This window comes from Galbibacter orientalis DSM 19592 (assembly GCF_000260115.1).
GTDB classification, from domain to species: Bacteria; Bacteroidota; Bacteroidia; order Flavobacteriales; family Flavobacteriaceae; genus Galbibacter; species Galbibacter orientalis.
Map to the genome: position 1 here is coordinate 1,088,873 of NZ_JH651379.1, position 23,762 is coordinate 1,112,634.

Below are 23,762 nucleotides of genomic sequence, written 5' to 3' on the forward strand. Positions count from 1 at the left end.
AAGCGTCTGTTTTTTAAAGATTTAACTTTATATGAAGTTCTTTTAATTGCTCTTCGTCAATTTTGGCAGGAGCATCAATCATAACATCTCGACCAGAATTGTTTTTTGGAAATGCAATAAAGTCTCGAATGGTTTCTTGACCTCCAAGAATAGCCACCAATCTGTCAAATCCAAAAGCGAGTCCTCCGTGTGGTGGCGCCCCATATTGGAAAGCGTCCATTAAGAAACCAAATTGAGCTTTTGCTTCTTCTTCGGTAAATCCTAAATGTTTAAACATTAATGCTTGTAAGTCTTTATCGTGAATTCTAATAGAGCCCCCTCCAATTTCATTTCCGTTAAGTACTAGATCGTAGGCATTGGCTCTTACATTTCCTGGTTCGGTATCTAGCAATTTAACATCTTCTGGTTTAGGCGATGTAAATGGGTGATGCATGGCGTGGTAGCACGCTGTTTCTTCATCCCATTCTAATAGCGGGAAATCTAACACCCAAAGTGGAGCAAATTCGTCTGCTTTTCGTAATCCTAAACGTTCTGCCATTTCCATACGTAAAGCACTAAGTTGTGCTCTAGTTTTATTAGCAACGCCAGAGAGTACGCAAATTAAATCGCCTGCTTTAGCGTTTGTGGCTTCTGCCCATTTTTTAAGGTCGTCTTCGTTGTAAAATTTATCTACGGAAGATTTAAAGCTTCCATCTTCATTACATTTTACATATACCATTCCTAAAGCGCCAACTTGTGGACGTTTTACCCAATCAATAAGTTTATCAATTTCTTTTCTAGTATAGGAAGCAGCTCCTGGAACGGCAATACCAACAACTAATTCAGCATCATTAAAAACTTTAAAATCTTTATGTTGCGCTACTTCGTTAAGTTCTCCAAACTCCATTCCGAAGCGAATGTCTGGTTTGTCATTACCATATTTTCGCATAGCTTCATCATAAGTTATACGAGGGAAATTGGTAATATCTATTCCTTTTATTTCTTTTAAGAGATGACGTGTTAGTCCTTCAAATACATTTAAAATGTCTTCTTGTTCTACAAAAGCCATTTCGCAGTCTATTTGTGTAAACTCTGGCTGTCTGTCTGCACGAAGATCTTCGTCTCTAAAACATTTTACAATTTGGAAATATTTATCCATTCCCCCAACCATAAGCAGTTGCTTAAAGGTTTGTGGAGATTGTGGAAGTGCGTAAAACTGACCTTCATTCATTCTAGAAGGGACCACAAAATCTCGTGCTCCTTCTGGAGTAGATTTAATTAAGTAAGGAGTTTCTACTTCTATAAACCCTTCATTAGAAAGGTAATTTCTTACTTCAATCCCTACTTTATGTCTAAAAATAAGACTGTTTTTAACTGGATTACGACGAATATCTAAGTAACGATATTTCATACGAAGGTCGTCTCCACCATCCGTTTCATTTTCAATAGTAAATGGAGGTGTTTTGGATTCGTTTAAAACAGTGATGTTTTTTACTAAAACCTCAATAGTTCCTGTAGGAATATTAGCATTTTTAGATTCTCTTTCAATAACAGTTCCGTCAACTTGAATTACAAATTCTCTTCCTAAACGCTGTGCTGTTTCCAATACTCCATTAGGGGTACGTTCCTCATCAAAAATTAGCTGAGTGATTCCATAGCGGTCTCTTACATCTACCCAAACCATAAAACCTTTATCTCTTACTTTTTGTACCCATCCAGAGAGGGTTACTTCTTTATTGATGTGCTCTTTGCGTAACTCGCCACAAGTATGACTTCTATACATGAATTCTTAACATTTAATAAGATGCAAAGGTAATAAGTTCTTAGGTAAAAGAAACTTTTTCAGTTGTAAATTACAGCACTGCCTATAAAGTGTTTTTTTTTTGATTTAAATCCCTCATTGAGAGTTTTATTTCCTAGAGCCTGTCTTGAGTTTACCAAAGGACTCTACGTCTAAATGGATTAAATTATTTTCTTTTGAATACCTCGTAGGCTTGCCTCGAGGTAGTTGATTTGACCTGTTTGAGTATTGATTTAAGTCGAAAAATGATCTTTTTTTACCCTCATTGAAGTCTCCAATGTTAAGTTTTAGTCGAAAATGAAAAATTAATATTGGATAAATAATTGATTATCAGTAACATATGAGTTTAATGTTAACTTAATGTTATGTAAATGTGTTTTTTGTGTAAATTATTTCGTTACCTTTGTTATGATAATGTAAAGTACTAATAATTTAATAACGAAAAATATAGAATCATGAAAAAATCAATTTTAATTTTTGCGATGCTTTTTTCGTTAGTTATGGTAGCTCAAAATGTTGAGAATAAACCAAAACTGGAGAAAGAAGGAGAAATGGTAAAGGCTACCTATTTCCATGACAATGGAAGTATTGCTCAAACTGGCTTTTATTTAGATGGTAAACTGCACGGCGAATGGAAATCTTATAATGAAGAAGGGAAGAAAATTGCAATGGCAGAATACAATAATGGAAAGAAAACAGGGAAATGGTTTTTCTGGAATGAAGATTCATTAAAAGAAGTAAACTACGAAGATAATAGAATTGCAAAAGTAACTACTTGGAACAACTCTAATTCTGTAGTAACTGTAGATTAATTGTAACAAAAATAGAATATTTTAAAACCACGTTTTTACGTGGTTTTTTTGTTTTTAGTCCTATTTTATAAGCTCTTTATGGGGAGTGTTGAATTTCAAGTTTTTAAAACCTATTGGATTTCGTACTTTTGCCTATCGATAAAAGAAAAACATGATACAATCAATGACCGGTTTTGGGAAGAATATTATTCAGCTTCCTTCAAAAAAAATCACCGTAGAATTAAAATCATTAAACAGTAAAAATCTAGATCTCAATGCCAGAATTCCTTCATCTTATAGAGAAAAGGAAATTGAGCTGAGAAATATTATAGCAAATAGCTTAGAAAGAGGAAAAATAGATTTTAGTCTGTTTGTGGAGATTACCGGAGAGGTTTCTAACACCAAAGTAAATACTGCAATTGTACAAGGGTATATGGAACAATTGAGAGCGGTTAATGTATCTAATTCTGGTCAAAATGATGATATTGAACTTTTAAAAATGGCGGTAAGAATGCCAGACGCTTTAAAAGTAGAACGAGACGAAATAGATGAAACGGAATATGTAGAAATTAAGGCAGCACTACAAGAGGCATTAAAAGAAATTAATAGTTTCCGTTCTCATGAAGGGGCAGTATTGGAAAAGGATTTTGTTGCTCGAATAGAGAATTTATTGGACTTACTTAAACAAGTGGAGGCTATAGATCCAGAACGAATGGATAATGTTAGAGAGCGACTAAACAAAGCGGTTGCAGATATTAAAGAAAATGTAGACGAAAATCGTTTTGAGCAAGAGTTGATTTTTTATCTAGAGAAATTTGATATTACAGAAGAAAAAGTACGTTTGGCAAACCATTTGGATTACTTTTTACAAACGCTTTCTTCGGATGATTCTAATGGAAAAAAACTAGGATTTATTAGTCAGGAAATCGGAAGAGAGATTAATACCATTGGTTCTAAAGCTAATTTTGCACCAATGCAGCAAATTGTAGTTCAGATGAAAGATGAGCTAGAAAAAATAAAAGAACAAATGTTAAACGTATTATAGTTTAACAAGTAAAATACTTCAGAAGAACATTCTATGCAGCATACCAATAACGGAACAGGGGGAAAGTTAATTATATTTTCAGCGCCATCTGGGAGTGGAAAAACTACTATTGTAAGACATTTACTTAATTACCCAGAATTGAATTTAGAGTTTTCAATTTCGGCAACTTCAAGAGAAGCAAGAGGAGAAGAGGTGGATGGAGAAAACTATTACTTTCTTTCTTTATCAGATTTTAAAAAACATATAAAAAACGATGACTTTTTAGAGTGGGAAGAAGTTTATAGAGATAATTTCTACGGAACTTTAAAATCTGAAGTAGAAAGAATTTGGGCACTCGGAAAAAACGTTATTTTCGATATAGATGTTGCTGGGGGACTTCGTATAAAAAAGAAATTTCCAGAGCAAACTTTAGCAGTTTTTGTAAAGCCTCCAAGTGTTGATGAGCTTAAAATTCGACTTAAAAAGCGTAAAACAGAAAGCGACGATAAAATTAATATGCGCATTGCAAAAGCTTCTGTAGAATTGGCTACTGCACCACAATTTGATACTATTATTAAAAACTACGATTTAGAAACTGCAAAAAATGATGCCTATAATTTAGTGGCTAATTTTATTGGGTTAAAAAACGAATAGTATCAACTTTTATAAAGTGCGTTTGTTGTGATTAAAATAGGCGTTTTTACAAGTCTCTATAATAGATATGAGTAAAGCGAAGGTTTTTAAAGTCAATTATTGCTGGTTTAAAATTCTTAAAATCATATATTTAACTTAAAGTTATTCACATGAAAAAAAAAATTGGGTTGTACTTTGGTACTTTTAATCCTATTCATGTTGGGCATTTAGCAATAGCTAACCATATGGTTGAGTTTAGCGATTTGGATGAGGTATGGCTTGTGGTTACACCACACAATCCTTTAAAAAAGAAAAGCACATTGCTAGACAATCACCATAGGTTGGAATTGGTCTATCGTGCAACCGAAGGTTACGATAAATTAAAACCCAGCGATATTGAATTTGGACTTCCGCAGCCTAATTATACAGTAAATACTTTGGTGTATCTAAAGGAAAAATATCCAGATAATTATTTTGCTTTAATAATGGGGGAGGATAATTTATTGAACTTCCATAAGTGGAAAAATCATGATATTATTTTAGCTGAAAACGATATTTATGTGTATCCAAGAGTTAAGAAAAATGAAAATACTCAAAACTCATTTGAAGCACATCCAAATGTAAAAAAGGTAGAGGCTCCTATTATGGAAATATCTTCTACTTTTATTAGAAAAGCTATTGCAGCACAGAAAAATATCAAGCCTTTACTTAATAATAAAGTATGGGAGTATATTGATTTAATGAATTTTTATAAATAAGGAAATGAGACAGTTTTTTTATGAACGTTTCTAAACTAAATTATAATAAGTTAAAAAATATGAGGCTGTCTAAAAAAGTATCTAAACTCTAAATGTTATCCTGAGCTTGTCGAAGGATTTTATTGAGTGTTGGTTGCGAAACTTCGACAAGCTCAGTTCGACAAGCTCAGTTCGACAAGCTCAGTTCGACAAGCTCAGTTCGACAAGCTCAGTTCGACAAGCTCAGTTCGACAAGCTCAGTTCGACAAGCTCAGTTCGACAAGCTCCTTTAAGTTTGATAACTATGAATTACTTTTTTAGACAGCCTGATAATTATGTGTTCATTAAGGTTATTCTTTTGTAGGAGGAATACGTAACACTTGACCAGGGTAAATTTTATCTGGGTCAGTTAGCATTGGCTTATTAGCCTCAAATATTTCAGGGTACTTCATGGCATTTCCATAAAATTTCTTAGCTATTTTACTTAAGGAATCTCCACTTACAACAGTATGGAATCTAGCTACTGGCTCCGTATGTTCAACTTCCATAAGGTCATCTACAACAGCTATTCCAGCACTATTTCCCACTACTAAAACCACTTTTTCTTTTGTACTTTGGTTGTAAGCTTTCCCTCGTATTGTTGCAGTGTCTTCAGAAATAGTAATGTCTAAATTCTCAACTTTTAATCCTAAATCGTTTATTGTTTCGCTCAAGCTGGCTGCAGCTTTTAAATTTGCTTCTTTTATAGCAGCTTGCTTATCTGCTGCTTGCTCTGCAGCTTCTTCAGCGGAAGTTTTTCCTCCAAAAATTTTTGCACCAGCATCTTTAATAAATGAAAATAGCCCCATAGTTTTTACTTTTTAATTTGAAAGTTAATGACTATCAATCTACGAAAATTATCATATTAATACAAATAAATTGAAAAAATATACTATCAATTTATCGTTAAATAAAATGGACATTTTAGAGATATAAATGAAGAAGTCGTTTTTAGAATTTTCTAAAAACGACTTCTTGTAAATAACCAACCAAAAAAAATCAACTAACCTAACTTAATTCTCTTTATTACGTATTTATAACGTGGAGTTTTCAATAAACATTGTATGAATTTTCACAATCTATTGTTAAACCTTTTTTTAGCATTCTAAAGTTTGTTTCGTAATTTTGTGAATTGTAATGAAATGATAAAATACTGATAATCAACAGTTAATATCTTATTTTAAAATTTAATTACTTTTGACTTATAAATGAAGAATAAATTAATGGAGAATACTATAAAAGTTGCTGTTTTAGGTGGGGGTAGCTGGGCTACAGCGCTAGTTAAAATGTTGTGCGAAAATTTGGATGAAGTAGGTTGGTATATGCGTAATAAAAATGCTATTCAACATATTAAGGAGCAGCAACACAATCCTAATTATTTAAGTTCTGTTGAGTTTAATACGGATAAATTAAAACTGAGTAATGATATTAATGAAATGGCATCTTATGCGGATTATTTAATTTTTGCTATTCCTTCTGCTTTCTTGCATGAAGAATTAGGGAAATTATCAACATCTTTAGATAATAAGGTGGTTTTTTCTGCAATTAAAGGAATAGTTCCAGAGAGCGGACTTATTGTGGGGGAGTATTTTCATAACCTTTATAATGTTCCTTTTGATAGAATTGGAGTTATAACTGGACCTTGCCATGCAGAAGAGGTGGCTCTAGAAAGATTGTCTTATATTACGGTAGCTTCTTCTGATGAGGAAAAAGCGGAGATTCTAGCAAATAAACTTGCAGGTCCCTATATTAAAACTAAAATTAGTGATGATATTATCGGTACAGAATATGCTGCCGTCCTTAAAAATATCTATGCTATAGCGGCTGGAATTGCACATGGGTTGGGGTATGGAGATAATTTCCAATCGGTTTTAATGAGTAACGCCATTAGAGAAATGAAACGCTTTATAAAACGAATTCATAAAATGAAGCGTAATATCAACGATTCTGCTTATTTAGGAGATTTATTGGTTACGGGGTATTCCATTTTTAGTAGAAACCGAATGTTCGGGAATATGATTGGAAAAGGATATACTGTAAAAAGTGCTATGATGGAAATGAATATGGTTGCTGAAGGATATTATGCTACCAAAAGCGCTCATATAATAACCTCTAAGCAAAAGCGTAAATCTAAAACTCCAATTATTGATGCTGTACACGCAGTATTATATGAAGGAAAGGATCCTAAAAAAACATTTTTAAAACTTACTGAGAAACTTGATTAAAATCCCTCATTGAAGGTTTTGTTCCCCAGAGCCAATTCTGAGTTTACCGAAGTGTTCTACGTCAAAATGAGTTAAATTATATTCCTTTGAACACCTCGTAGGCTTGCCTTGAGGTAGATAATTTGCTTATTTTATAATAGTTAAGATTTAGTCTTTTTTCTTATAGCGAAGCGGTCTTGTATTTTAAATCCCTCATTGAGGGTTTTATTATAGAGCCTGTCCTGAGTTTACCGAAGTGCTCTACGTCAAAATGAGTTAAATTTGTTCCCTTTGAACACTCCTTATATAAGATATAAATTTAAAATAAAACCCCGTATTAAAGTTGGAAAACTCATTTTCGGGGTTTTGTTTTATATAAAAATGATTTATAGCTGATTGTTGTATTTACGGATGTGCCTTCCGTAATAAATAAAGCGGCAATCGTTGCTTAATAAATGCAGAATATTATATTCAATTTTATAAGTACCTATTAGAAGCTACGTTTTCTTATCAAATTTAATATCCTGGTAAAAACATATAATTATGATCTCCTTGCCGCAGCAGAATCCATGCAACCAGTTTATGAGATTCTCTGCTAAACAATAAAGAGCCAATAGGTTTTTCAGGATTTTTTTTATTGTAATATGCAAAAGTATAGGGGGCATACTCTTCCATTTGCTCTTTTTTAAATGGAGCATATATCTCAAAACTTTTATAAAACCGTATGGGTTTGGCATCCAGATTTTCTATCCCTATACTGTCAACCGTTTTTTTGAAATAAATAAAAGAATCACTAATAAATTTAGTTCTTTCTGAGTTCCTATCGTAATCTACAATATATCTGTTCAGGATAGTATCATTAAAAATCTCATCTAGTTTATGGTCTGTTGTATAATATGCTAAGCTCTTAAGGTTTTGATATATTTCTTTTTCTATTGCAGACCAGTTGTCTGGATTCTCTTGCCCATAAATATTTAGTATCAAAAGGTTGAAAAATAGGAAAGAAACTAAAGTGACAGTTTTTATGAGTTTTAAATCCATTATTTTGAAAATATTAGTTAGTATAACAGGAATTTTTATAGGTAGCTTTTGTTTGAAGTTAAATAAATTACTAGGTAAGATATGACTGCATAAATAGTAAGTACTCCTATTGTTGCTATGTCTTGAAAAGACTTAAATGATACAGAAATAAGGCCTATATAAGTAAGTAGATATCCTAATAAAATATAGGTTCTTTTTTTTGAAAAAATGAAAATCATTCCAGTAATTGTTAATATCGATATTAAAAGACCAATACGAAATAAATCTAAATCTTGAATACTATCTAATACCATAATAATCCATATAATCCCTGATGTTAGATAGAACTTTTGAACATCTATAGGAACGATTACTAATAATACTATTGAAAGTATTTTTAATATAATTAAATGCTGCTTTTTTTTCATTGAAAATTATTATTATCCGATAAAAGTTAACGGAATTTATTGAACTCCAATTATATTGAGATTCAAATGAGGTTTCCAAAATACCCCTTGCTATTAATAAAAATGAATAAAAAGAGGATTTTAGTAATGTTATTTTTTAAACTGCTTATTTTATAATAGTTAAGATCTAATCTTTGTTCTTTGTTCTTATAGCGAAGCGGTCTTGTATTTTAAACCGGATATTAATGATTAAAATTAATCTTTAATTACGCTATGTTTTTCTATGAGGGTTGAAATTTCTTTTTTGTAATTTTCAATAGTAGCATTGTCAGTCTTAAAGAGTTTTTGATATTCCTCAAGAATTATGGGGCTGTATTGTTTTACACTTTCAATATCAAAATACATACGTCCTGTTCTACGGATAAAAAAGTCTATTGGGTTTTGTAAAATTTCGTATTCAACAGTAAAATGAAATTCGGCTTTTATAAGTTTTTCAGGATTATCGTCTCCTGTAAAATTATGGTATAACTTTAAAATTTCTTCGGTTTGCTTTCCGTATGTATGTACTAAATAAAACGCATCATATTTTGAAAAACCATCTTTTTCAAGCTCTTTAAAAAGTTGTTTTCTGTACTGTTTTACTTCCCTGTAGCTTTCCCAAGTTCCGCCAGAAAGTGGAATTTTATCGGTGTTGCATTTTGGAATTTTAATAGCAAAGTCTTCTTCCATTCTTTTGGCTATTTTATCTACAGTTCGTTCCGCCATTTTACGATAACCAGTTAGTTTCCCTCCAGCTATGCTTATTAATCCGCTTGCGGAAACAAAAATCTCATCCTTTCTAGAAAGTTCTGATGGAGATTTACCGTCTTCATGAATTAAAGGTCGCAATCCAGCCCATGATGATTGGATATCTTCCAACGATAAATTTATTTTTGGAAACATATGGTTTATGGCTTCTATAAGATACACCGCATCTGTTAAGTTAGTATAAACTTCATCCTTATTATCGGTATAATTGGTATCGGTTGTGCCTACATACGTTATTTTTCCACGGGGAATAGCAAAAATCATTCTCCCGTCTGGAACATCAAAATAAACGGATTGTTTTACAGGGAATTTTTCAAATGGAAAAACAAGATGTACTCCTTTTGTTAAATGCAACCCATGTCCTTGTTTTGACTTATTTAGCAATCGTATTTCGTCTACCCAAGGCCCTGTGGCATTGATTACATATTTTGCGTTGATTTTATATGTTTCCCCCGTAATTTTATCGATTACTTCAACACCTTGTACCTTTTTGTTTGTGTATAAAAAATTAGTAACCTCTGTGTAATTAATAGGAACAGCTTGGTATTGCAGTGCTGTTTTTATGTTTTCTATAGTTAAACGGGCATCGTCGGTTCTGTATTCCGCATAATAACCAGCGCCTTTTAAAATTTTCTTCGGAAGTAAAGGCTCTAGGTTTAAAGCTTCCGTTTTATCTACCATTTGTCGTTGGTCTTCATCTTCTACCTGCGCTAATAAATCGTATACTTTTAACCCGATAGAAGTAAGCCACTTCCCGTAAGAGCCATTTTCAACCAAGGGGAGTAGCATTTTCTCTGGGAGGACTAAATGTGGTGCTAATTTGTGTACAATAGCACGTTCGGTACCTACTTCTTTTACCAACCAAAAATCGAATTGCTTTAAGTACCTAAGTCCGCCATGAATAAGTTTGGTAGATTTACTACTAGTACCAGAAGCAAAATCTTCTTTTTCTATCAGCGCTACTTTTAAGCCCCTTGAAGCGGCATCTAGAAGGATTCCAGCGCCTGTTATTCCGCCACCAATAACTACAAGATCAAAGGTAGTCTCTTTTAGTATTTTAGTGTTTTCTGAACGGTTGAGGTTGGAGAAGTTATATAGTTTCATGGATTGATTTTTCCTTTAAGAAAGATACAATTTTAAGCCATAAAAAGGTTAAGGGCAAACTCATACTTTACAAAACAAAGTGAAATTTAGTAAAAATCCATTTGAATCAATCTTAAATCTCAAAATTTTGACACTTTTTTTTATTTTCAATAGTCTTAAAAATTGCTTTTACATAAAAATAAGTAGAAATAAAAGGCTTCAGTTTAGAACTACGTTGATTATTTGTTGACTCCAATATCAACCCAAACGCCAGTGATTTTGTGCTTTTCATTTCTTTTGCTCGCCCAAAAGAAGCGAAACAAAGAAAAAGGCGCCTTATCCAATGAATTTTTTCGACAACGGGGTCGAAAAACCGTAACCGAAACTCTGCGTCGCTGCACTCCTGATTTCAGAGCTTTCGGTCACTATTCTGCGGATAAGGGGTTTAGCTGCGCTAGCACCAACACTACTTTTAACGAAAGCTAAATAAAAAGTATGAGTTTGCCCTGTAAAAAGATTAAGAAGTTTTTTCAATTTCAATAAAAATTGTTTTTTCATTTCCCAATTCATCTATTGCAGTAATTTGATGTTTCCCTACGGAAGGAAGAATAGCAATTTCATGAAAAGTTTTAGTTTCACCAATATAGGTATTGTCCAAATACCAGAAAATACTACTCTCTCTTTTGGGATGTGCAATTTTACATATTACTTCGTTGGTTTTACCTCTAAAGTTTTTGGTTAAAATTATTTTACTATTGTTTTCAGGATAAATAAAATCCATCTGAGAGGCATCGTTATTCTTACAAGCTATATTTAAAGGAGGCATGCTTTTGTAATTTGCATCACTGCTTTTATAATAAAATTCCATTAATGGAGGTAATACAAACCATGATTCAGAAATCATTTTTTCCAGTGGATAGCAAGAGGCGTTCACTCTAAATTGTTTTTTTTCGTCTAAATGAATCAATTTATGATAGGGACATACCTTAAAATTTGCTCCAGCATTAGGTACTTTTATAGTAGTATTTGGACAAATTGGAGACGCTAAATATCCGCTATTATTGCAGATAGTAACTTCTGTTAAAGCGTCAAAAGGAGTTTTAAACCAAGTAGTTTTTGGTAAGGCATCAAAGACATCAAACAATAGGGGAGCGGCACTATTTACGCCAGTTAATTGTGGTCTCCCTTCGCCATCCGCATTTCCTACCCAAACCCCTACCAAGTATTTTTTGGTTACGCCAATAGCCCAAGCATCTCTATTTCCGTAGCTAGTTCCTGTTTTCCAAGCTATTTCTTTAGAATTGTCAAAAAATTCCCATGCTTCTTCATTTTCTGGACGATTCACTTCTTTTAAAGCTTCAAGTGTTAAAAAAAAACTCCCAGCATCAAAGACATTTTTTTCTTGTGTTTTATTTCCGAAGTTATAATTTTCTTGCTGAAGAAATACAGGGTTTCCAAATTCATTAGAAAAATATTCACTAGAAGTTTCTGTAAAATGATTCACAGTAGAAGCCATTCCAGCATATGCTTTACATAAATCCCATAAGTTGCTTTCAGCGCCACCTAGAATCAATGAAAGTCCGTAATAGTCTGAAGTCTTATTAATATCCTTTTGATGAAAATAATTGAGCTGTTCTCTAAATTTCTCCAAGCCATATTCTTGTAATAAACGTACCGCAGGGACATTAAGAGAGCGTGCTAATGCTTTTTTAGCCTGTACCGCACCAGCATACTGTTCATTAAAATTGGTTGGACTGTATCCAGCAATTTGTGTAGGAACGTCTGCAACCAATGTATTTGGTAGGAGTTCTCCGCTATCCAACATAGCGGCATATAAAAAAGGTTTTAAAATACTCCCTGTACTTCTTGGAGCTTGAATAACATCAACATCTTTTTGATGCTTTTTTGTAGTTGGGGTATTTCCTACATAGGCAATTACTTTTTTGGTTTCAATATCCATAACTAAAACGCCTGCATTATATACCTGGTTTTGGCGTAGTGTTTCGTAATGGCGTTTTACAATGGTATTTGTACGCTTTTGAAGTTCAAAATCTAGTGTTGACTTTAGTTTTTTTCCTTTATTTTTTGAGGAAGCAAATTGTAAGAAATGAGGCGCTATTTGTGGTAAAGCAAAAGGTTTTTCGGGTAATGTTTCTGTTATTGCTAATTTATAGGTTAATGAATCTATAATTTCTTCGTTCCATAATTTATGGAGGAGTTTATCCCTTTTTTCTAATAAACGAGATTTGTTTTTTCCAGGATAAATAAGGGCTGGAGCATTTGGTAGTACTGCTAATGTTGCTGCTTCCGCCCATGATAATTTTTCAGAAGAAATTCCAAAATACCGCCAAGAAGCTACTTCCAATCCAACTACATTTCCTCCAAATGGTGCGTGTGCTGCGTATAAATTTAAAATTTCGTCTTTTGTATCTCGAAGCTCTAAACGGGTGGCTTGTACCAACTCAATAAGTTTTTCGAAATAAGTACGCTTTTTTCCTTCTCTTGAAAGTCGGATTACCTGTTGTGTTAATGTACTTGCTCCCCGAACTACTTTTCCAGATTTTATATTTGCTACAAATGCTTTTGCTATAGAAACAGGATTAAATCCTGGATGATGATAAAAATAACCATCTTCAAATTGTATAATACACTGCTTAAACTTGTAAGGAACACTGTCGTTTGCTGGAAAACGCCATTGTTCATCATTGGCAATTTTAGCACCTAAAAGAATTCCTTCCCGACTTTCAATTACTGAAGAAGTTGGATTGTTGAAAAGCGACTTAGGAAGACAAAAATAATATCCTACTAACAGCAATAAAATGACAACACTTTTGTAGCGATGCGTTACAAAAAGGAACTTTTTTGCATCGTATAAAAAATGTTTAATTATTGAATTCATCTTGTCTTTTGCGTTTAAGCGAAAAATAGTAAGATTGCTTTACCCCCTTTAAATCTTTCCGATGGCTATAAAGTCATAAAGCGACAGCGTATTCTTAATTTTTCAATCATTAAATCCTTCAATGTTTTAATCTTTCAATCTTTTCCATAAACACTTAAACACTAACTTATTTAATTACTTCTACCCATTTACCTTTTGTTCTCACCATATAATCATTATCATACATAGCTTCACATTGAATTCCTGGTAAATAATACTTTCCTAAGTAGGATGCATTTAATAGAATTCTAAATGTTTTGCTTTCATTTTTCTTTAAGTCAAAATAGAAATTAGCACTGCTATCTCTAAGGTCGGTATAATTAACTTGGTTATCTTCAAAATTTCCGAAATCGGTAAAACGGGTGTTTACAATTTCCCATCCGCTAGGGAAAAATTCTGTTAAAGCAACGTTTTTTAAGTCTACAGCTTTAGTGTTGGTTATAGTAACTTCAGCAATAAAATTAGTTCCTTGAGTTAATGTATTTATATCTATAGACTTACCGTTTTTTCCTTTGAAGCTAACCAGAGCTTTTAAGTTTCTACTAGATTCTTTTTCTTCTCCTACCGGAAGTTTCCCAGTATTAAGTACTCGTACAAAAACAGTATTTTCTGCATTGTTTTTTAGAGTAATAGTATTGCTTCCTTTTTTTACTGAAAGTACTCGGTTTGCTAAGGTTTTATCAGTCTCGATAGTATTGCTGTTTGTATTCAAGGTATAAGAAATGTGCATCCCTTTCCCGCCAATATAGTTAGCAAATTTTGCCATAGCAAGCAAATTGTAGGCTGTACTCTGTGTACTCATCCATTTATCTGAAGCCAATGTTTTGGCAACATCTTTTGAGATACTTTGAGCTTGCTCTTTATTTTTTAAAAGCACTAAAGTTTCTAAAGCCATAGCTCTATTTCTATCCGTAGAGCCATAGGTGTAAGCATCATAATCAACAGGTGCAAAATCTATAGTAGCGCTGTTAAAAACGGTTTTAGCAACCTGAAGCTGCCCAGCAAGTGCATAAGCTGCTGCAAGTCTATGTTTGGCTTCGTTAGAAATGCTTGGAGTTTCCAATAACCTATTCATGGAAGAAACATCGGGTTTTCCCGCTAAAGCCAATGTATATAAGCGGTAAGCTTGTGCTAAACTTGAATTAGTACTAGAATTTCGCCATTGTTTAGCTTCTTGTTGTTGGTAGTGAATCCATTTCTGTTTAAAGCCAATAGGTAATACATATCCTTTGCTTTCTGCCTCTAATAAGAAATGTCCAGCATAAGAAGTCCCCCAGTCGTCGGTAAAGTTTTGTCCTTGCCAATAGGAGAAGCCTCCATTAGGAAGTTGAAAACTACTAAGACGATTAATACCTTTTTCGATATTTGTTTGAATACGTTGTTTTTTATCAATAGTAAGGTCAAAAATATCAGCTAAAAATAATTGAGGAAAAATAGCAGAGGTTGTTTGTTCCACACAACCATGAGGATATCTAATTAAATATTCCAATCGGTTAGTAAAATCCATTGGAGGCAATGTAGAAAACTCAATTTGAGCACTGTTACTGCCATCAATTCCAAAGGTTTCTAAATTAATAGTTTTTGAAGCTGTAGCCTCCAAAATTTCTTCTTGCACAATGGTAGAATACGGATTCGGATTTACAACATCCAATTCGATTTTATAACTTGCTTTTTCACCATTTGCTGTTGCATTTACTTCAATGGCTCCTATGCCTGTAATTTGATTTACCTGAAGGTCAAAATAAACCATTTTTTCATCAGGTTCTGTAAACGTTACCGTTTTGGTTTTTTCGCCAATTACTTCGTAAGCAACATTATTTTTAATAGAAACGGTTACATTTTTAATAGTGTTTTCCATGGCGAAAACAGTAACTGGAATATTAACTGTTTCTTTTGGAGTTATTTTTCTTGGAGCCGATGCAAGTAGCATTAAAGGTTTTTTTACAGGAGTAGATTTCTCAGCAATTCCGTAGGCATTTTCAGCAGTATTTCCTGCAATAATCATGGTGCGTACAGCTCCAATATATTTAGGAATTTTAATTTTATGCGTTTTTGCTTTCCCTTTTGGAAGTTCAAATGGTCCTAAATAGACAACCATAGGTTTGAATCGGTTTGCCTTTTTATTCTTAGCACCTGCCAACATTCCATCTCCTCCAATACTAAATACTTGATCAATTCTACCGCCAAAAGCCCCAATAATATCATCATAAACATCCCAAGTTTTAACACCTAAAGCTTCACGGGCAAAAAAGGTATCCCAAGGATTTGGAGTTTTAAATCGGGTTAAGTCTAGTAAACCTTCATCTACAATAGCTAACGTATAAGTCATTGCTTTCCCATTCTTCTCACTCACTTTTACATTGATATTCTCTTCAGGTTTTAGAGAATTAGGCATAGATATTACTGGTTCTAAAATGGTTTCTGGATTATTAACAGTAATCGGAATTACACCATACATTCTAATAGGAGCGTCATTTACTGTGGTGGCATGCGGTTGAAGTAATGAAATATGAATATATACATTTGGGGTGTAGAGCGCTTCAATTGGAAGCTCAAATTTGGTTTCTTCCTTTTCAGGAATTATCCACATAGATTTTAAAACTTCATTTCCATTTTCAACGGTTACTAAAGCTCTTCCTTGGTTGCTAGAAGGAAAGGTTATAATTGCTTTTTCCCCTACATTATAAGTTTCCTTATCAGAAGAAAAAACAAGCATGGTAGCCGATTCTGGGTCTTGGTTTTTAGATTTCCCAGCCCATCCTGGCCAATCAAAATAAACAGTTTTCCCTGTGGAATGTCCTCCTTTAGAATCCTCAATACGCACTAAATAACGTCCCCATTCTGGATATTTTATTTGGAATTTAAAACTCGCTTTTCCGTTTTTATTAGTACTTACCGTAGTTTTAAATACTTCTTCTTGATAATTGCTGCTATTAAAAGTGGATAAATTATCTTCGGAAGTGTCCCACCACCAGCGCCAATCAATTTTATAAACCGATACATTAAGTTTGTCTACCGCTTTTGGTTTTCCATTTTCATCTACAGTAGCAACTTCAAAGGTGTGATTCTTGTCTGTTAGCAGCATACTTCTTTTAGCATCTCCGTCGGGAACTCTAAGTCCTACATAAGTGTTGTAAGGCGAATAATTTTTTGTAAATACATCGGTGCTGAAATCTCCCCCGTTTTCATAGACTTTTGTAATAAATGAAGCCTTTAACATTCCTGGAGCTTTGCCTTTTAGTTGTGGAGATAAATTGAAAGTAGTTTTTCCTTCCGCATTTATTTTTCCATCGAAAACAGTTTGATCTTCAGAAGAAAATTTAATGGTAGGATCGTCAAAAGTGTAATTTGGAAATTCTTTAAATGTTGTGTTTGTTACTGAAAAACGCCCTTGAATATCGCTCTTTAAATTTTTTGCAATAGCGCCATGTAACCACGTAACCGACATGTTTCCTTGGATAGCTTCGTTGGCGGAAAGCACTTCTTTATTAAAATCGACTTTTATCTTTAATCGATTCGGTTTGATAGTTTCTATTTTAAGATTTTTTGTAAACGTAGCACCGCCTACACTTACTTTTGCAAGCCAATTTCCTGTTGGTGCATTTTGCTGTGTTACAACATTAAAATTATAAAACCCACCAATACCATCTGCTTTAACCTCTTTATGAATTATTTTACCATAAGGATCACTTAGCTCAAATTTTACAGGATGATTATCTGGAATAGGGTTATTTTTATCATTTAAAATAAAATTTAAAAAGAGGGTGTCCCCAGGGCGCCAAACTCCTCGTTCGCCATATAAAAATCCTTTAATTCCTTTTTGGAGTTCTGTTCCTGCAACATCAAATTTACTTACAGATAATGCGTTTCCGTCGTTTAACTTAAGATATGTTTTTTGATTATTACGTTCGGCAATAGCAAAGAAAGCAGGGGAGTTTGCGTCAAAAATAGTAGTGCCAGAGGTTTCGGTAATTACGTTTCCAATAGGTTGTTGTTGGTAGTTGTAAAAAGTAACTTTTGTTCCTGCTAGAGGTTTTGTAGAGATAATATCATTGGCACTTACAAAATAGCTTTGGTTTTTTCCTTTTTTAATGGTTAAAGCAATGTCACTAGCAATAACATTTGTTTTAACGGTTTTGTTGTAATAGTAAGAATCCTTGCACGGATCTTCGCGTTCATTCCAATTGTAATTGTAGTAATAGTCATTATCCCAATAGGTGTTGTCTGTAGTTGGCGACCATTCCTCGGAATTGTTTACCTCATTTTTAAAATTGTCAAATTCATTGAGTTCAAAAGTTTCACTTTCTTCACTATTGCAGGTATACGAACTGTATTTTTTTCCGAAGGAAAATTCCACTCTATAAATAGCGCCAGGGTCTGGAGTTATAATATCTCGAAGGTCAATGGCGTATGCTCTCCAGTTTCCAGTGTTTTTTGTAAGGTTGGTTTGAAGTTGAATTGCTTTTTTAGCAATTGGGCGCGCTGTGGTGCGTAAATTTCCTTCTCCGTTGAGGTCGTTTTGCTGAAGAAATTGAAGAATATTATTTTCGTAAATTTTAATAATTGTAACATCTACGGCTTTTAAGTTAACTGCTTCGAAGTTAATTTTAAGGTTGCTAGAATTTGGTAAAATAGTACCGCTACTTAAAAGTCTAACATTAGGTTTTAGTTGTTCAAAGGCAATATTTTCACTAAAAATATTTTTAAGTTTAAAACCTTCCGAACTTTCTATTCCTTGAAAAACAGTAAGATTATTTACACCCTGAATTTTTTTATCTGGATATGCTTTTATAACATTCCCGTCAATAATAAATTTTAGATTTTCTGCACCTTCAAGTGTAATTAATCCTTCAAGCTTTTGAGATTTTTTAATTGGGTCGGAAAAATTTATTTCTAAATATTGATTTTCCCCTTCGTACGTATTTACATCTACAATAGTAAAATTATCTTTTCCAGGAATTTTTACTTTTGCCTCCCCTTTGTCATGAATACCTTGGTTATTTCCATCCCATAATATTTCTATTTCCGAATCATTGTCAAAGCGCTGAATACTATCAATAGTAAAAAGAATTTGAGTTCCTTCTTGGATTGTTTCGTCAAATTTGATGTTAAGCGATTTACTGTTTTGATAAGCAGAAACTAAGCTTTTTGCAGTTTTTAAATCCATAACATCACTACTGCGCAAACTTCCTTCTAAATATTGCCAATCTCTGTTGTAAGATTGAAGGTTTGATGTAGTGATATTAAATTGTTGTTCAAGCGTTTTTACTTTAAAAGTAAAGTCCTCAAGGTTGGACGGAATGTCCTCAATAAAGTTTTCTAAGTCTAAGGTAAGTGTATATTCGGTGCCTTGTTTTAAACCTTTTTCAGGAATAAAAGCAATAGTCTGATTGTTTAAAGCAACCACTTTTCCAGCAGCATAAGGCTTTATCTCTAGTATTTTATCATCTAGAATCTTGTTCTCCGAAAGTTTACTAGAAGGGTTTTTTAATACAACTCTAATATCGGATTTTGCTGAAATAATTCCTGTAGAAACATCAGAAATGTATTCTCTATATTTCAACAGGTTTTCCTTTTGCTGCTGAATGTCATTTTCTTTGTCTTTACAACCAATAATTAAGATTGCTAAAATGAAGAATAGTATTTTTTTTACCTGCATGATGTTTTTTTATAGGCGGATTAGACTATCAACCAAGAGTTATATTTTAAACAATGTATTATTTTAATCCCTCATGGAGGGCTTTATTCCTCGAAGCCTGCCCTGATTTTACCGAAGGGCTCTACGTCGAAATGGGTTAAATTATTTTCCTTTGAATACCTCGGAGGCTTGTCTCGAGGTAATTGATTTACCAAAGATACGAACAGTATGCTATTTTATGCAGGAAATTAATTACTTTCCGTAGATAGCAATTTCTAATTCCCCATCTCCGTTAATAGAAGCGCGATACATCCCTGCGGTATTAAATTCCATCGCCATGTTTCCTTCATGGTCAATAGCAATAATACCTCCATCGCCACCCATGTTTGGCACTTTTTCTTGAATTACTATTCTAGCAGCTTCAGCCAACGATTTTCCGCCATATTCCATCATGGCAGAGATATCATAAGCCACAACTCCACGAATAAAATATTCTCCCCATCCTGTAGAAGAAACAGCACAAGTTTTATTATTTGCATAGGTTCCGGCACCAATAATTGGAGCATCTCCCACACGTCCCCAACGTTTATTGGTCATTCCACCTGTAGAAGTTCCTGCGGCTAAATTTCCATTTTTATCTAAAGCTGCACACCCAACAGTTCCAAATTTATCGTCTTTAATAAAAGGGTCGTAAAATGCAGTTTGATCATCATGGTCGAGTTCTATTTTTTCTCTTTTTTGGGCTCTTTTTAAAGAATTCATTCTATTTTCAGTATAAAAATAAGAAGGATCAACTAGTTCAATTCCTTGTTCCTTAGCAAACTGTTCTGCCCCTTCTCTAGCAAACATAACATGTTCGGAATTTTGCATAACCGCACGTGCAAGATTAATGGGGTTTTTAACTGTGGTTACACCTGCCACAGCACCTGCATTTAATGTTTTTCCATCCATTATTGATGCATCCAACTCATTCTTCCCGTCATTAGTAAAAACAGCTCCTTTTCCAGCATTAAATAGCGGAGAGTTTTCCATTACATTAATTGTTTTTTCAATTGCATCTAAGCTACTCCCTCCTTTTTCTAGGATAGCGTAGCCTGTTTCTATAGCTTCTTTTAATTTTGCTCTATAGGCATTTTCCAGAGAGTCGCTCATATTCTTTTTTAAAATAGTCCCAGCGCCACCGTGAATAACAATTCCAAATTTATTTTTGCTTGGAGCTTCTTTTTGAGCAGGAGTTTCTTCCGTAGAAATTGTAGTAGTTTTTGACTGGCAAGAGAAGAAAAGAACCACAAAGGTTAATAAAAGGTATAGATTTCTCATGAAAATTATTTAAATTAGGATGTTAGTGGTTACTAAATTACTTTATTCCCAACTCTTTCCCAACTTGTATCCTTTTTATTTGAACCATGGGAGTTTAAATTAATTTAGTTAAGGTTTTAATACAGAAGAAAAGAGAGGTTACAGATATGATACTTTTATCAGTAAATGTATTCGTATATGAAGAGTAGCATGTAACAATTCAAATAATTTTCCACCCAATATAGCGTTGTTAGATTAAATATTAACATTGGTTTAGCACGGAAATAGTTGTTTTTTACATACATTGTCGGAAGTGGTTTTTTTATCACTATTTTTACTCACGATTATAAATGAATATTTTTATTATATTTAAATTATAAATTTAACGATAACTATGAAAAAAAACATAAGATATAGAACTGATTACCTTTTGCCTAAAAATAATTTTTTGGTCGGAATGGGTTCTATCTTAAATATAGCTGGTAGTTATTTTGAATACAATTACTCAAAATCAGATAACGAAGCAGACTTAAAATCATTGACTTCGGATTGGGATAATGTTGGCCAAGATATTAGGAAATCCAAAATTAGTTTTGAGGAAGAAAATAAACATAAACTTTGTTTAAAATAATTTCTTGTGTCTAAAAATAGAAAAGTTGATAATAAGTCTGCTATTAAGAAGACAAGTCAAGATATACCAGAAGAACTACAAGAAATAGAGGAAGATTTAACGAATTATAATCCAGAAATATTCAAAGGAGTTCCTCAAAAAAAGAAGGTAGAAATACTGCATAGTCTTTCCGTTGTGTCAATTCAGCATAGAAGTCATTCAGGTCCTTTGCCAGATCCAGAAACTTTAATAAAGTATAATTCCGTTATTCCAAATGGAGCAGATAGAATTATGAAAATGGCAGAGAATCAACAAGCTCATAGAATAAGTATAGAAAACAGAGTTGTTGCAAGTCAATCAGCTCAAAGTAAATTAGGTCAAGTATTTGGATTAATAATTGGGTTAGTTGGAATAGGATGTGGCACATTTTTAGCTGCTACAGGAGAACCTACAATTGGAGGAATTATTGCTGGCGGAACTGTAGTTAGTTTAGTTTCCGTTTTTGTGATTGGTAAATCAGCTCAACGAAAAAGTTTAGAAGAGTAGTATAGTTTCTTAAATTACTCCAACTAACGATTAAAATCATTCTTAACTATTAAAATTAGTCATCTTACTACCATTTTTTCTATAAGTTACTTACTTTTATAGTTCATTTAGAAATAATATGGCAATTAAAAAACCTTTCAATTTAAATAAATGGGTAGAAGAAAACAGAGGACTCTTAAAACCTCCTGTTGGAAATAAAAACCTTTATAAAGAAGCCGACGATTACATTGTAATGGTAGTGGCTGGTCCAAATGCCCGTAAGGATTATCATTACAACCAAACGGAAGAGCTTTTTTATCAAATAGAAGGAACTATAGAAGTTCATGTCCAAGATGAAGGGGAGAAGAAAATTATGGAGTTAGGCCCTGGAGATATGTATTTACATCCTGCAGGAATTCCTCATAGCCCTATTCGTTCAGAAGGTTCTATTGGTTTAGTTATTGAAAGAAAACGTGATAAGCTTAATATTGAAGACGGATTATTGTGGTTTTGCGATAATTGTAATCATAAATTATATGAAGTTCGTTTTCCATTAAATGATATAGAAAAAGATTTTTTGAAGCACTTTAAACACTTTTATAATAGTAAAGAATTACGAACATGTGATAATTGTGGAACGGTGATGCCTATTGATGAACGTTATGTAGCTGATGAAGATTAATATGGGTTTTTGTAACGAAATGTCTCCTGCCTGTCGATATGACTTCGGAATATAAAATAAATGAATTTATTATCTGTAAAGCTATTTCTAGAAGATTTATAACCTTGCATGAAAGCATCTATAAAATGAGGTTCTAGTTTAGAATTACGTTGATTATTTGTTAGCTCTAATACCAATCCAAATGCCAGTGACTTCATGCTTTTCATTTCTTTTGCTCGCCCAAACGAAACAAAGAAAAAGGCGCTTTATCCAATGCATTCTGCGGATAAGGATTTTAGCTTCGCTAGTCACCAACACTGTTTTTAACTAGAGTTTTTCTATAATTTAAGTCACAGATACAGGGATTTATATAACAGAATTTTCTTAATACTTTGTACTAAATACCAAGTACCAAAATAATATTAGTGAATTTGTGACAGTAATTTTACTTTAATATGCTATCTTACAGTGTGTTAAGTCTATGAGAGTAGACCGTAGTTAGTTTCAGGAGTATCTGTCTTTTTATGCAATCTTTTTTCTTTTAAGCCAAATATAGTAACCTGTAATGGATAAAAATGGCCCTGAAAGTCCGACTATACAGTACAGAATTTTACTAAATAAGCCTCCATATTGTCCAAAGTGAAGTGGGAGAATACTACTGTTAAATTTAGTACTGAAATTGGCTTCGCTAATTTTGGTAACGGCTTTAATATCCCCCGATTTATAATCTATTAAAACCTTGTTATAATATTCGCTTAAGTAAAAAGCATCCCCTTTAAAAACACCATTCACCGTAATACTACTTTTTGGAGAAGTAGGGAGTCTAAGGTAGGTGGGAGTAAAATCTGGGTACTGTTTTTTTATAGTTTTTAATGCTGCTTCTACGGAAGTTTCTACTGTTGGAGGAGCTGGTTCTACTGCTTTTTTAAGTCCAGAGGTAACCACTTTGTAGGCTAAAAATATACCAGTAAAAACAATAATTAAATTTAGAAATAACGCCCAAACTCCAACATAACGGTGTAAGGAAGAGTAGTAATTTCGTTTGTTTTTACTACTTATTTTTGTTTGGAATAGCAGTGTTTTAAAAATAACTTTTCGGTAAAGAATGATTCCCGTAATTAATGAAAGGAAAAAACATATTCCTGCTAAAAGCACCAAGAAACGCCCTACAATACCAGCATGTAACGAGTAATGAAGTTTAAGAATCCACTTTGTAAAATGGGTGTTGGCATTTATAACTTTGCTTATTTTTCCTGTGGAAGGGTTTACAAAAGCGTATTTTCTAGCTTCGGGAGTTCTTAAATTAAAAATTATTGTTTTTCCTTCTTCAAACTTAATAATCCGCTTATCCCAATTAGGAAATTTTTTCTGAACTTCAGCAATTGCTTTATCTAGTTGTAAGTCGTTAGTTGTTGTTTCAACTTCATAACTATCAAAAATCAGTAAATCAATATCGTCTGTAAAAACCAACACAGAGCCCGTAATACCCAAAGCGAATAAAAAGATACCCGCAATGATACCGAAGTACGAATGGTATTTTAAAAGGACTCTGTTGTTCATGGTTGT

The 23,762-nt window shown here is 33.1% G+C and carries 18 protein-coding genes; 8 read left to right on the forward strand and 10 right to left on the reverse strand.

Features of this window, described 5'->3' with window-relative positions; all coding sequences use genetic code 11:
- Positions 1-13 precede the first annotated feature (13 nt).
- Entirely contained in the window at positions 14-1,762 is a 1,749-nt protein-coding gene (gene aspS / locus JOOMADRAFT_RS04930) for an aspartate--tRNA ligase (RefSeq protein ID WP_008611729.1), read from the reverse strand.
- Between the two features lie 473 nt (positions 1,763-2,235).
- Here aspS and JOOMADRAFT_RS04935 point away from each other — a divergent pair, with 473 nt between their 5' ends.
- The 4 genes from JOOMADRAFT_RS04935 to nadD all read left to right on the forward strand — a co-directional run bounded on the left by JOOMADRAFT_RS04935 (position 2,236) and on the right by nadD (position 4,986).
- Positions 2,236-2,592 (forward strand): toxin-antitoxin system YwqK family antitoxin, encoded by a 357-nt coding sequence (locus tag JOOMADRAFT_RS04935; protein WP_008611730.1) that lies wholly within the window; start codon positions 2,236-2,238, stop codon positions 2,590-2,592.
- Between the two features lie 151 nt (positions 2,593-2,743).
- On the forward strand, positions 2,744-3,616 hold the full coding sequence (locus tag JOOMADRAFT_RS04940; protein WP_008611731.1) for a YicC/YloC family endoribonuclease: 873 nt from the start codon (positions 2,744-2,746) through the stop codon (positions 3,614-3,616).
- Positions 3,617-3,649: 33 nt separating this feature from the next.
- Positions 3,650-4,249, forward strand: coding sequence for a guanylate kinase (gene gmk, locus JOOMADRAFT_RS04945; protein WP_008611732.1), 600 nt, complete (start codon positions 3,650-3,652; stop codon positions 4,247-4,249).
- A 149-nt stretch (positions 4,250-4,398) separates the two neighbouring features.
- Positions 4,399-4,986 (forward strand): nicotinate (nicotinamide) nucleotide adenylyltransferase, encoded by a 588-nt coding sequence (nadD, locus tag JOOMADRAFT_RS04950; protein WP_008611733.1) that lies wholly within the window; start codon positions 4,399-4,401, stop codon positions 4,984-4,986.
- Between the two features lie 329 nt (positions 4,987-5,315).
- On the opposite strand, the gene lysM is transcribed toward nadD, so the two are convergent.
- Positions 5,316-5,813 carry a peptidoglycan-binding protein LysM gene (lysM, locus tag JOOMADRAFT_RS04955; RefSeq protein WP_008611735.1) on the reverse strand — a complete coding sequence of 166 codons (498 nt, stop codon included), beginning with the start codon at positions 5,811-5,813 and terminating at the stop codon, positions 5,316-5,318.
- A gap of 414 nt (positions 5,814-6,227) precedes the next feature.
- Between lysM and JOOMADRAFT_RS04960 the strand changes: the two genes are divergently transcribed.
- Positions 6,228-7,229 (forward strand): NAD(P)H-dependent glycerol-3-phosphate dehydrogenase, encoded by a 1,002-nt coding sequence (locus tag JOOMADRAFT_RS04960; protein WP_008611737.1) that lies wholly within the window; start codon positions 6,228-6,230, stop codon positions 7,227-7,229.
- A 495-nt stretch (positions 7,230-7,724) separates the two neighbouring features.
- Here the strand turns inward: JOOMADRAFT_RS04960 and JOOMADRAFT_RS04965 are convergent, their stop codons facing one another.
- The 6 genes from JOOMADRAFT_RS04965 to JOOMADRAFT_RS04995 form a co-directional block, all read right to left on the reverse strand.
- Positions 7,725-8,249, reverse strand: a complete 525-nt coding sequence (locus tag JOOMADRAFT_RS04965; RefSeq protein ID WP_008611738.1) for an RNA-binding protein — start codon at positions 8,247-8,249, stop codon at positions 7,725-7,727.
- 35 nt (positions 8,250-8,284) lie between these two features.
- Positions 8,285-8,656, reverse strand: coding sequence for a hypothetical protein (locus JOOMADRAFT_RS04970; RefSeq protein ID WP_008611740.1), 372 nt, complete (start codon positions 8,654-8,656; stop codon positions 8,285-8,287).
- A gap of 234 nt (positions 8,657-8,890) precedes the next feature.
- On the reverse strand, positions 8,891-10,546 hold the full coding sequence (locus JOOMADRAFT_RS04975; RefSeq protein ID WP_008611741.1) for a glycerol-3-phosphate dehydrogenase/oxidase: 1,656 nt from the start codon (positions 10,544-10,546) through the stop codon (positions 8,891-8,893).
- Positions 10,547-11,042: 496 nt separating this feature from the next.
- Complete coding sequence (pbpC, locus tag JOOMADRAFT_RS04985) at positions 11,043-13,424, reverse strand: penicillin-binding protein 1C (RefSeq protein WP_008611742.1); 2,382 nt, start codon at positions 13,422-13,424, stop codon at positions 11,043-11,045.
- Positions 13,425-13,590: 166 nt separating this feature from the next.
- Positions 13,591-19,122, reverse strand: coding sequence for an alpha-2-macroglobulin family protein (locus JOOMADRAFT_RS04990; protein WP_008611743.1), 5,532 nt, complete (start codon positions 19,120-19,122; stop codon positions 13,591-13,593).
- 231 nt (positions 19,123-19,353) lie between these two features.
- Positions 19,354-20,421: an isoaspartyl peptidase/L-asparaginase family protein gene (locus tag JOOMADRAFT_RS04995; RefSeq protein WP_008611744.1), complete on the reverse strand. Its 1,068-nt coding sequence runs from the start codon at positions 20,419-20,421 to the stop codon at positions 19,354-19,356.
- Positions 20,422-20,794: 373 nt separating this feature from the next.
- On the opposite strand from JOOMADRAFT_RS04995, the gene JOOMADRAFT_RS05000 reads away from it, so the two are divergent.
- From JOOMADRAFT_RS05000 to JOOMADRAFT_RS05010, 3 genes are all read left to right on the forward strand, one after another.
- A complete protein-coding gene (locus JOOMADRAFT_RS05000) occupies positions 20,795-21,031 on the forward strand; it encodes a hypothetical protein (protein ID WP_008611746.1) in 237 nt (78 codons plus the stop codon).
- Between the two features lie 6 nt (positions 21,032-21,037).
- Positions 21,038-21,556, forward strand: coding sequence for a DUF2335 domain-containing protein (locus JOOMADRAFT_RS05005; RefSeq protein ID WP_008611748.1), 519 nt, complete (start codon positions 21,038-21,040; stop codon positions 21,554-21,556).
- Between the two features lie 118 nt (positions 21,557-21,674).
- A complete protein-coding gene (locus JOOMADRAFT_RS05010) occupies positions 21,675-22,217 on the forward strand; it encodes a 3-hydroxyanthranilate 3,4-dioxygenase (RefSeq protein WP_008611749.1) in 543 nt (180 codons plus the stop codon).
- On the opposite strand, the gene JOOMADRAFT_RS05015 is transcribed toward JOOMADRAFT_RS05010, so the two are convergent.
- Complete coding sequence (locus JOOMADRAFT_RS05015) at positions 22,214-22,414, reverse strand: hypothetical protein (RefSeq protein WP_157136654.1); 201 nt, start codon at positions 22,412-22,414, stop codon at positions 22,214-22,216. The genes JOOMADRAFT_RS05010 and JOOMADRAFT_RS05015 overlap by 4 nt on opposite strands.
- A gap of 304 nt (positions 22,415-22,718) precedes the next feature.
- Entirely contained in the window at positions 22,719-23,756 is a 1,038-nt protein-coding gene (locus JOOMADRAFT_RS05020) for a PepSY-associated TM helix domain-containing protein (RefSeq protein ID WP_008611751.1), read from the reverse strand.
- Positions 23,757-23,762 lie beyond the last annotated feature (6 nt).

Coding starts and splice junctions, on each gene's coding strand:
- aspS (WP_008611729.1), bottom strand. CDS start 1,762: ATGTATAGAAGTCATACTTGTGGCGAGTTACGCAAAGAGCACATCAAT.
- JOOMADRAFT_RS04935 (WP_008611730.1), top strand. CDS start 2,236: ATGAAAAAATCAATTTTAATTTTTGCGATGCTTTTTTCGTTAGTTATG.
- JOOMADRAFT_RS04940 (WP_008611731.1), top strand. CDS start 2,744: ATGATACAATCAATGACCGGTTTTGGGAAGAATATTATTCAGCTTCCT.
- gmk (WP_008611732.1), top strand. CDS start 3,650: ATGCAGCATACCAATAACGGAACAGGGGGAAAGTTAATTATATTTTCA.
- nadD (WP_008611733.1), top strand. CDS start 4,399: ATGAAAAAAAAAATTGGGTTGTACTTTGGTACTTTTAATCCTATTCAT.
- lysM (WP_008611735.1), bottom strand. CDS start 5,813: ATGGGGCTATTTTCATTTATTAAAGATGCTGGTGCAAAAATTTTTGGA.
- JOOMADRAFT_RS04960 (WP_008611737.1), top strand. CDS start 6,228: ATGGAGAATACTATAAAAGTTGCTGTTTTAGGTGGGGGTAGCTGGGCT.
- JOOMADRAFT_RS04965 (WP_008611738.1), bottom strand. CDS start 8,249: ATGGATTTAAAACTCATAAAAACTGTCACTTTAGTTTCTTTCCTATTT.
- JOOMADRAFT_RS04970 (WP_008611740.1), bottom strand. CDS start 8,656: ATGAAAAAAAAGCAGCATTTAATTATATTAAAAATACTTTCAATAGTA.
- JOOMADRAFT_RS04975 (WP_008611741.1), bottom strand. CDS start 10,546: ATGAAACTATATAACTTCTCCAACCTCAACCGTTCAGAAAACACTAAA.
- pbpC (WP_008611742.1), bottom strand. CDS start 13,424: ATGAATTCAATAATTAAACATTTTTTATACGATGCAAAAAAGTTCCTT.
- JOOMADRAFT_RS04990 (WP_008611743.1), bottom strand. CDS start 19,122: ATGCAGGTAAAAAAAATACTATTCTTCATTTTAGCAATCTTAATTATT.
- JOOMADRAFT_RS04995 (WP_008611744.1), bottom strand. CDS start 20,421: ATGAGAAATCTATACCTTTTATTAACCTTTGTGGTTCTTTTCTTCTCT.
- JOOMADRAFT_RS05000 (WP_008611746.1), top strand. CDS start 20,795: ATGAAAAAAAACATAAGATATAGAACTGATTACCTTTTGCCTAAAAAT.
- JOOMADRAFT_RS05010 (WP_008611749.1), top strand. CDS start 21,675: ATGGCAATTAAAAAACCTTTCAATTTAAATAAATGGGTAGAAGAAAAC.
- JOOMADRAFT_RS05015 (WP_157136654.1), bottom strand. CDS start 22,414: ATGAAGTCACTGGCATTTGGATTGGTATTAGAGCTAACAAATAATCAA.
- JOOMADRAFT_RS05020 (WP_008611751.1), bottom strand. CDS start 23,756: ATGAACAACAGAGTCCTTTTAAAATACCATTCGTACTTCGGTATCATT.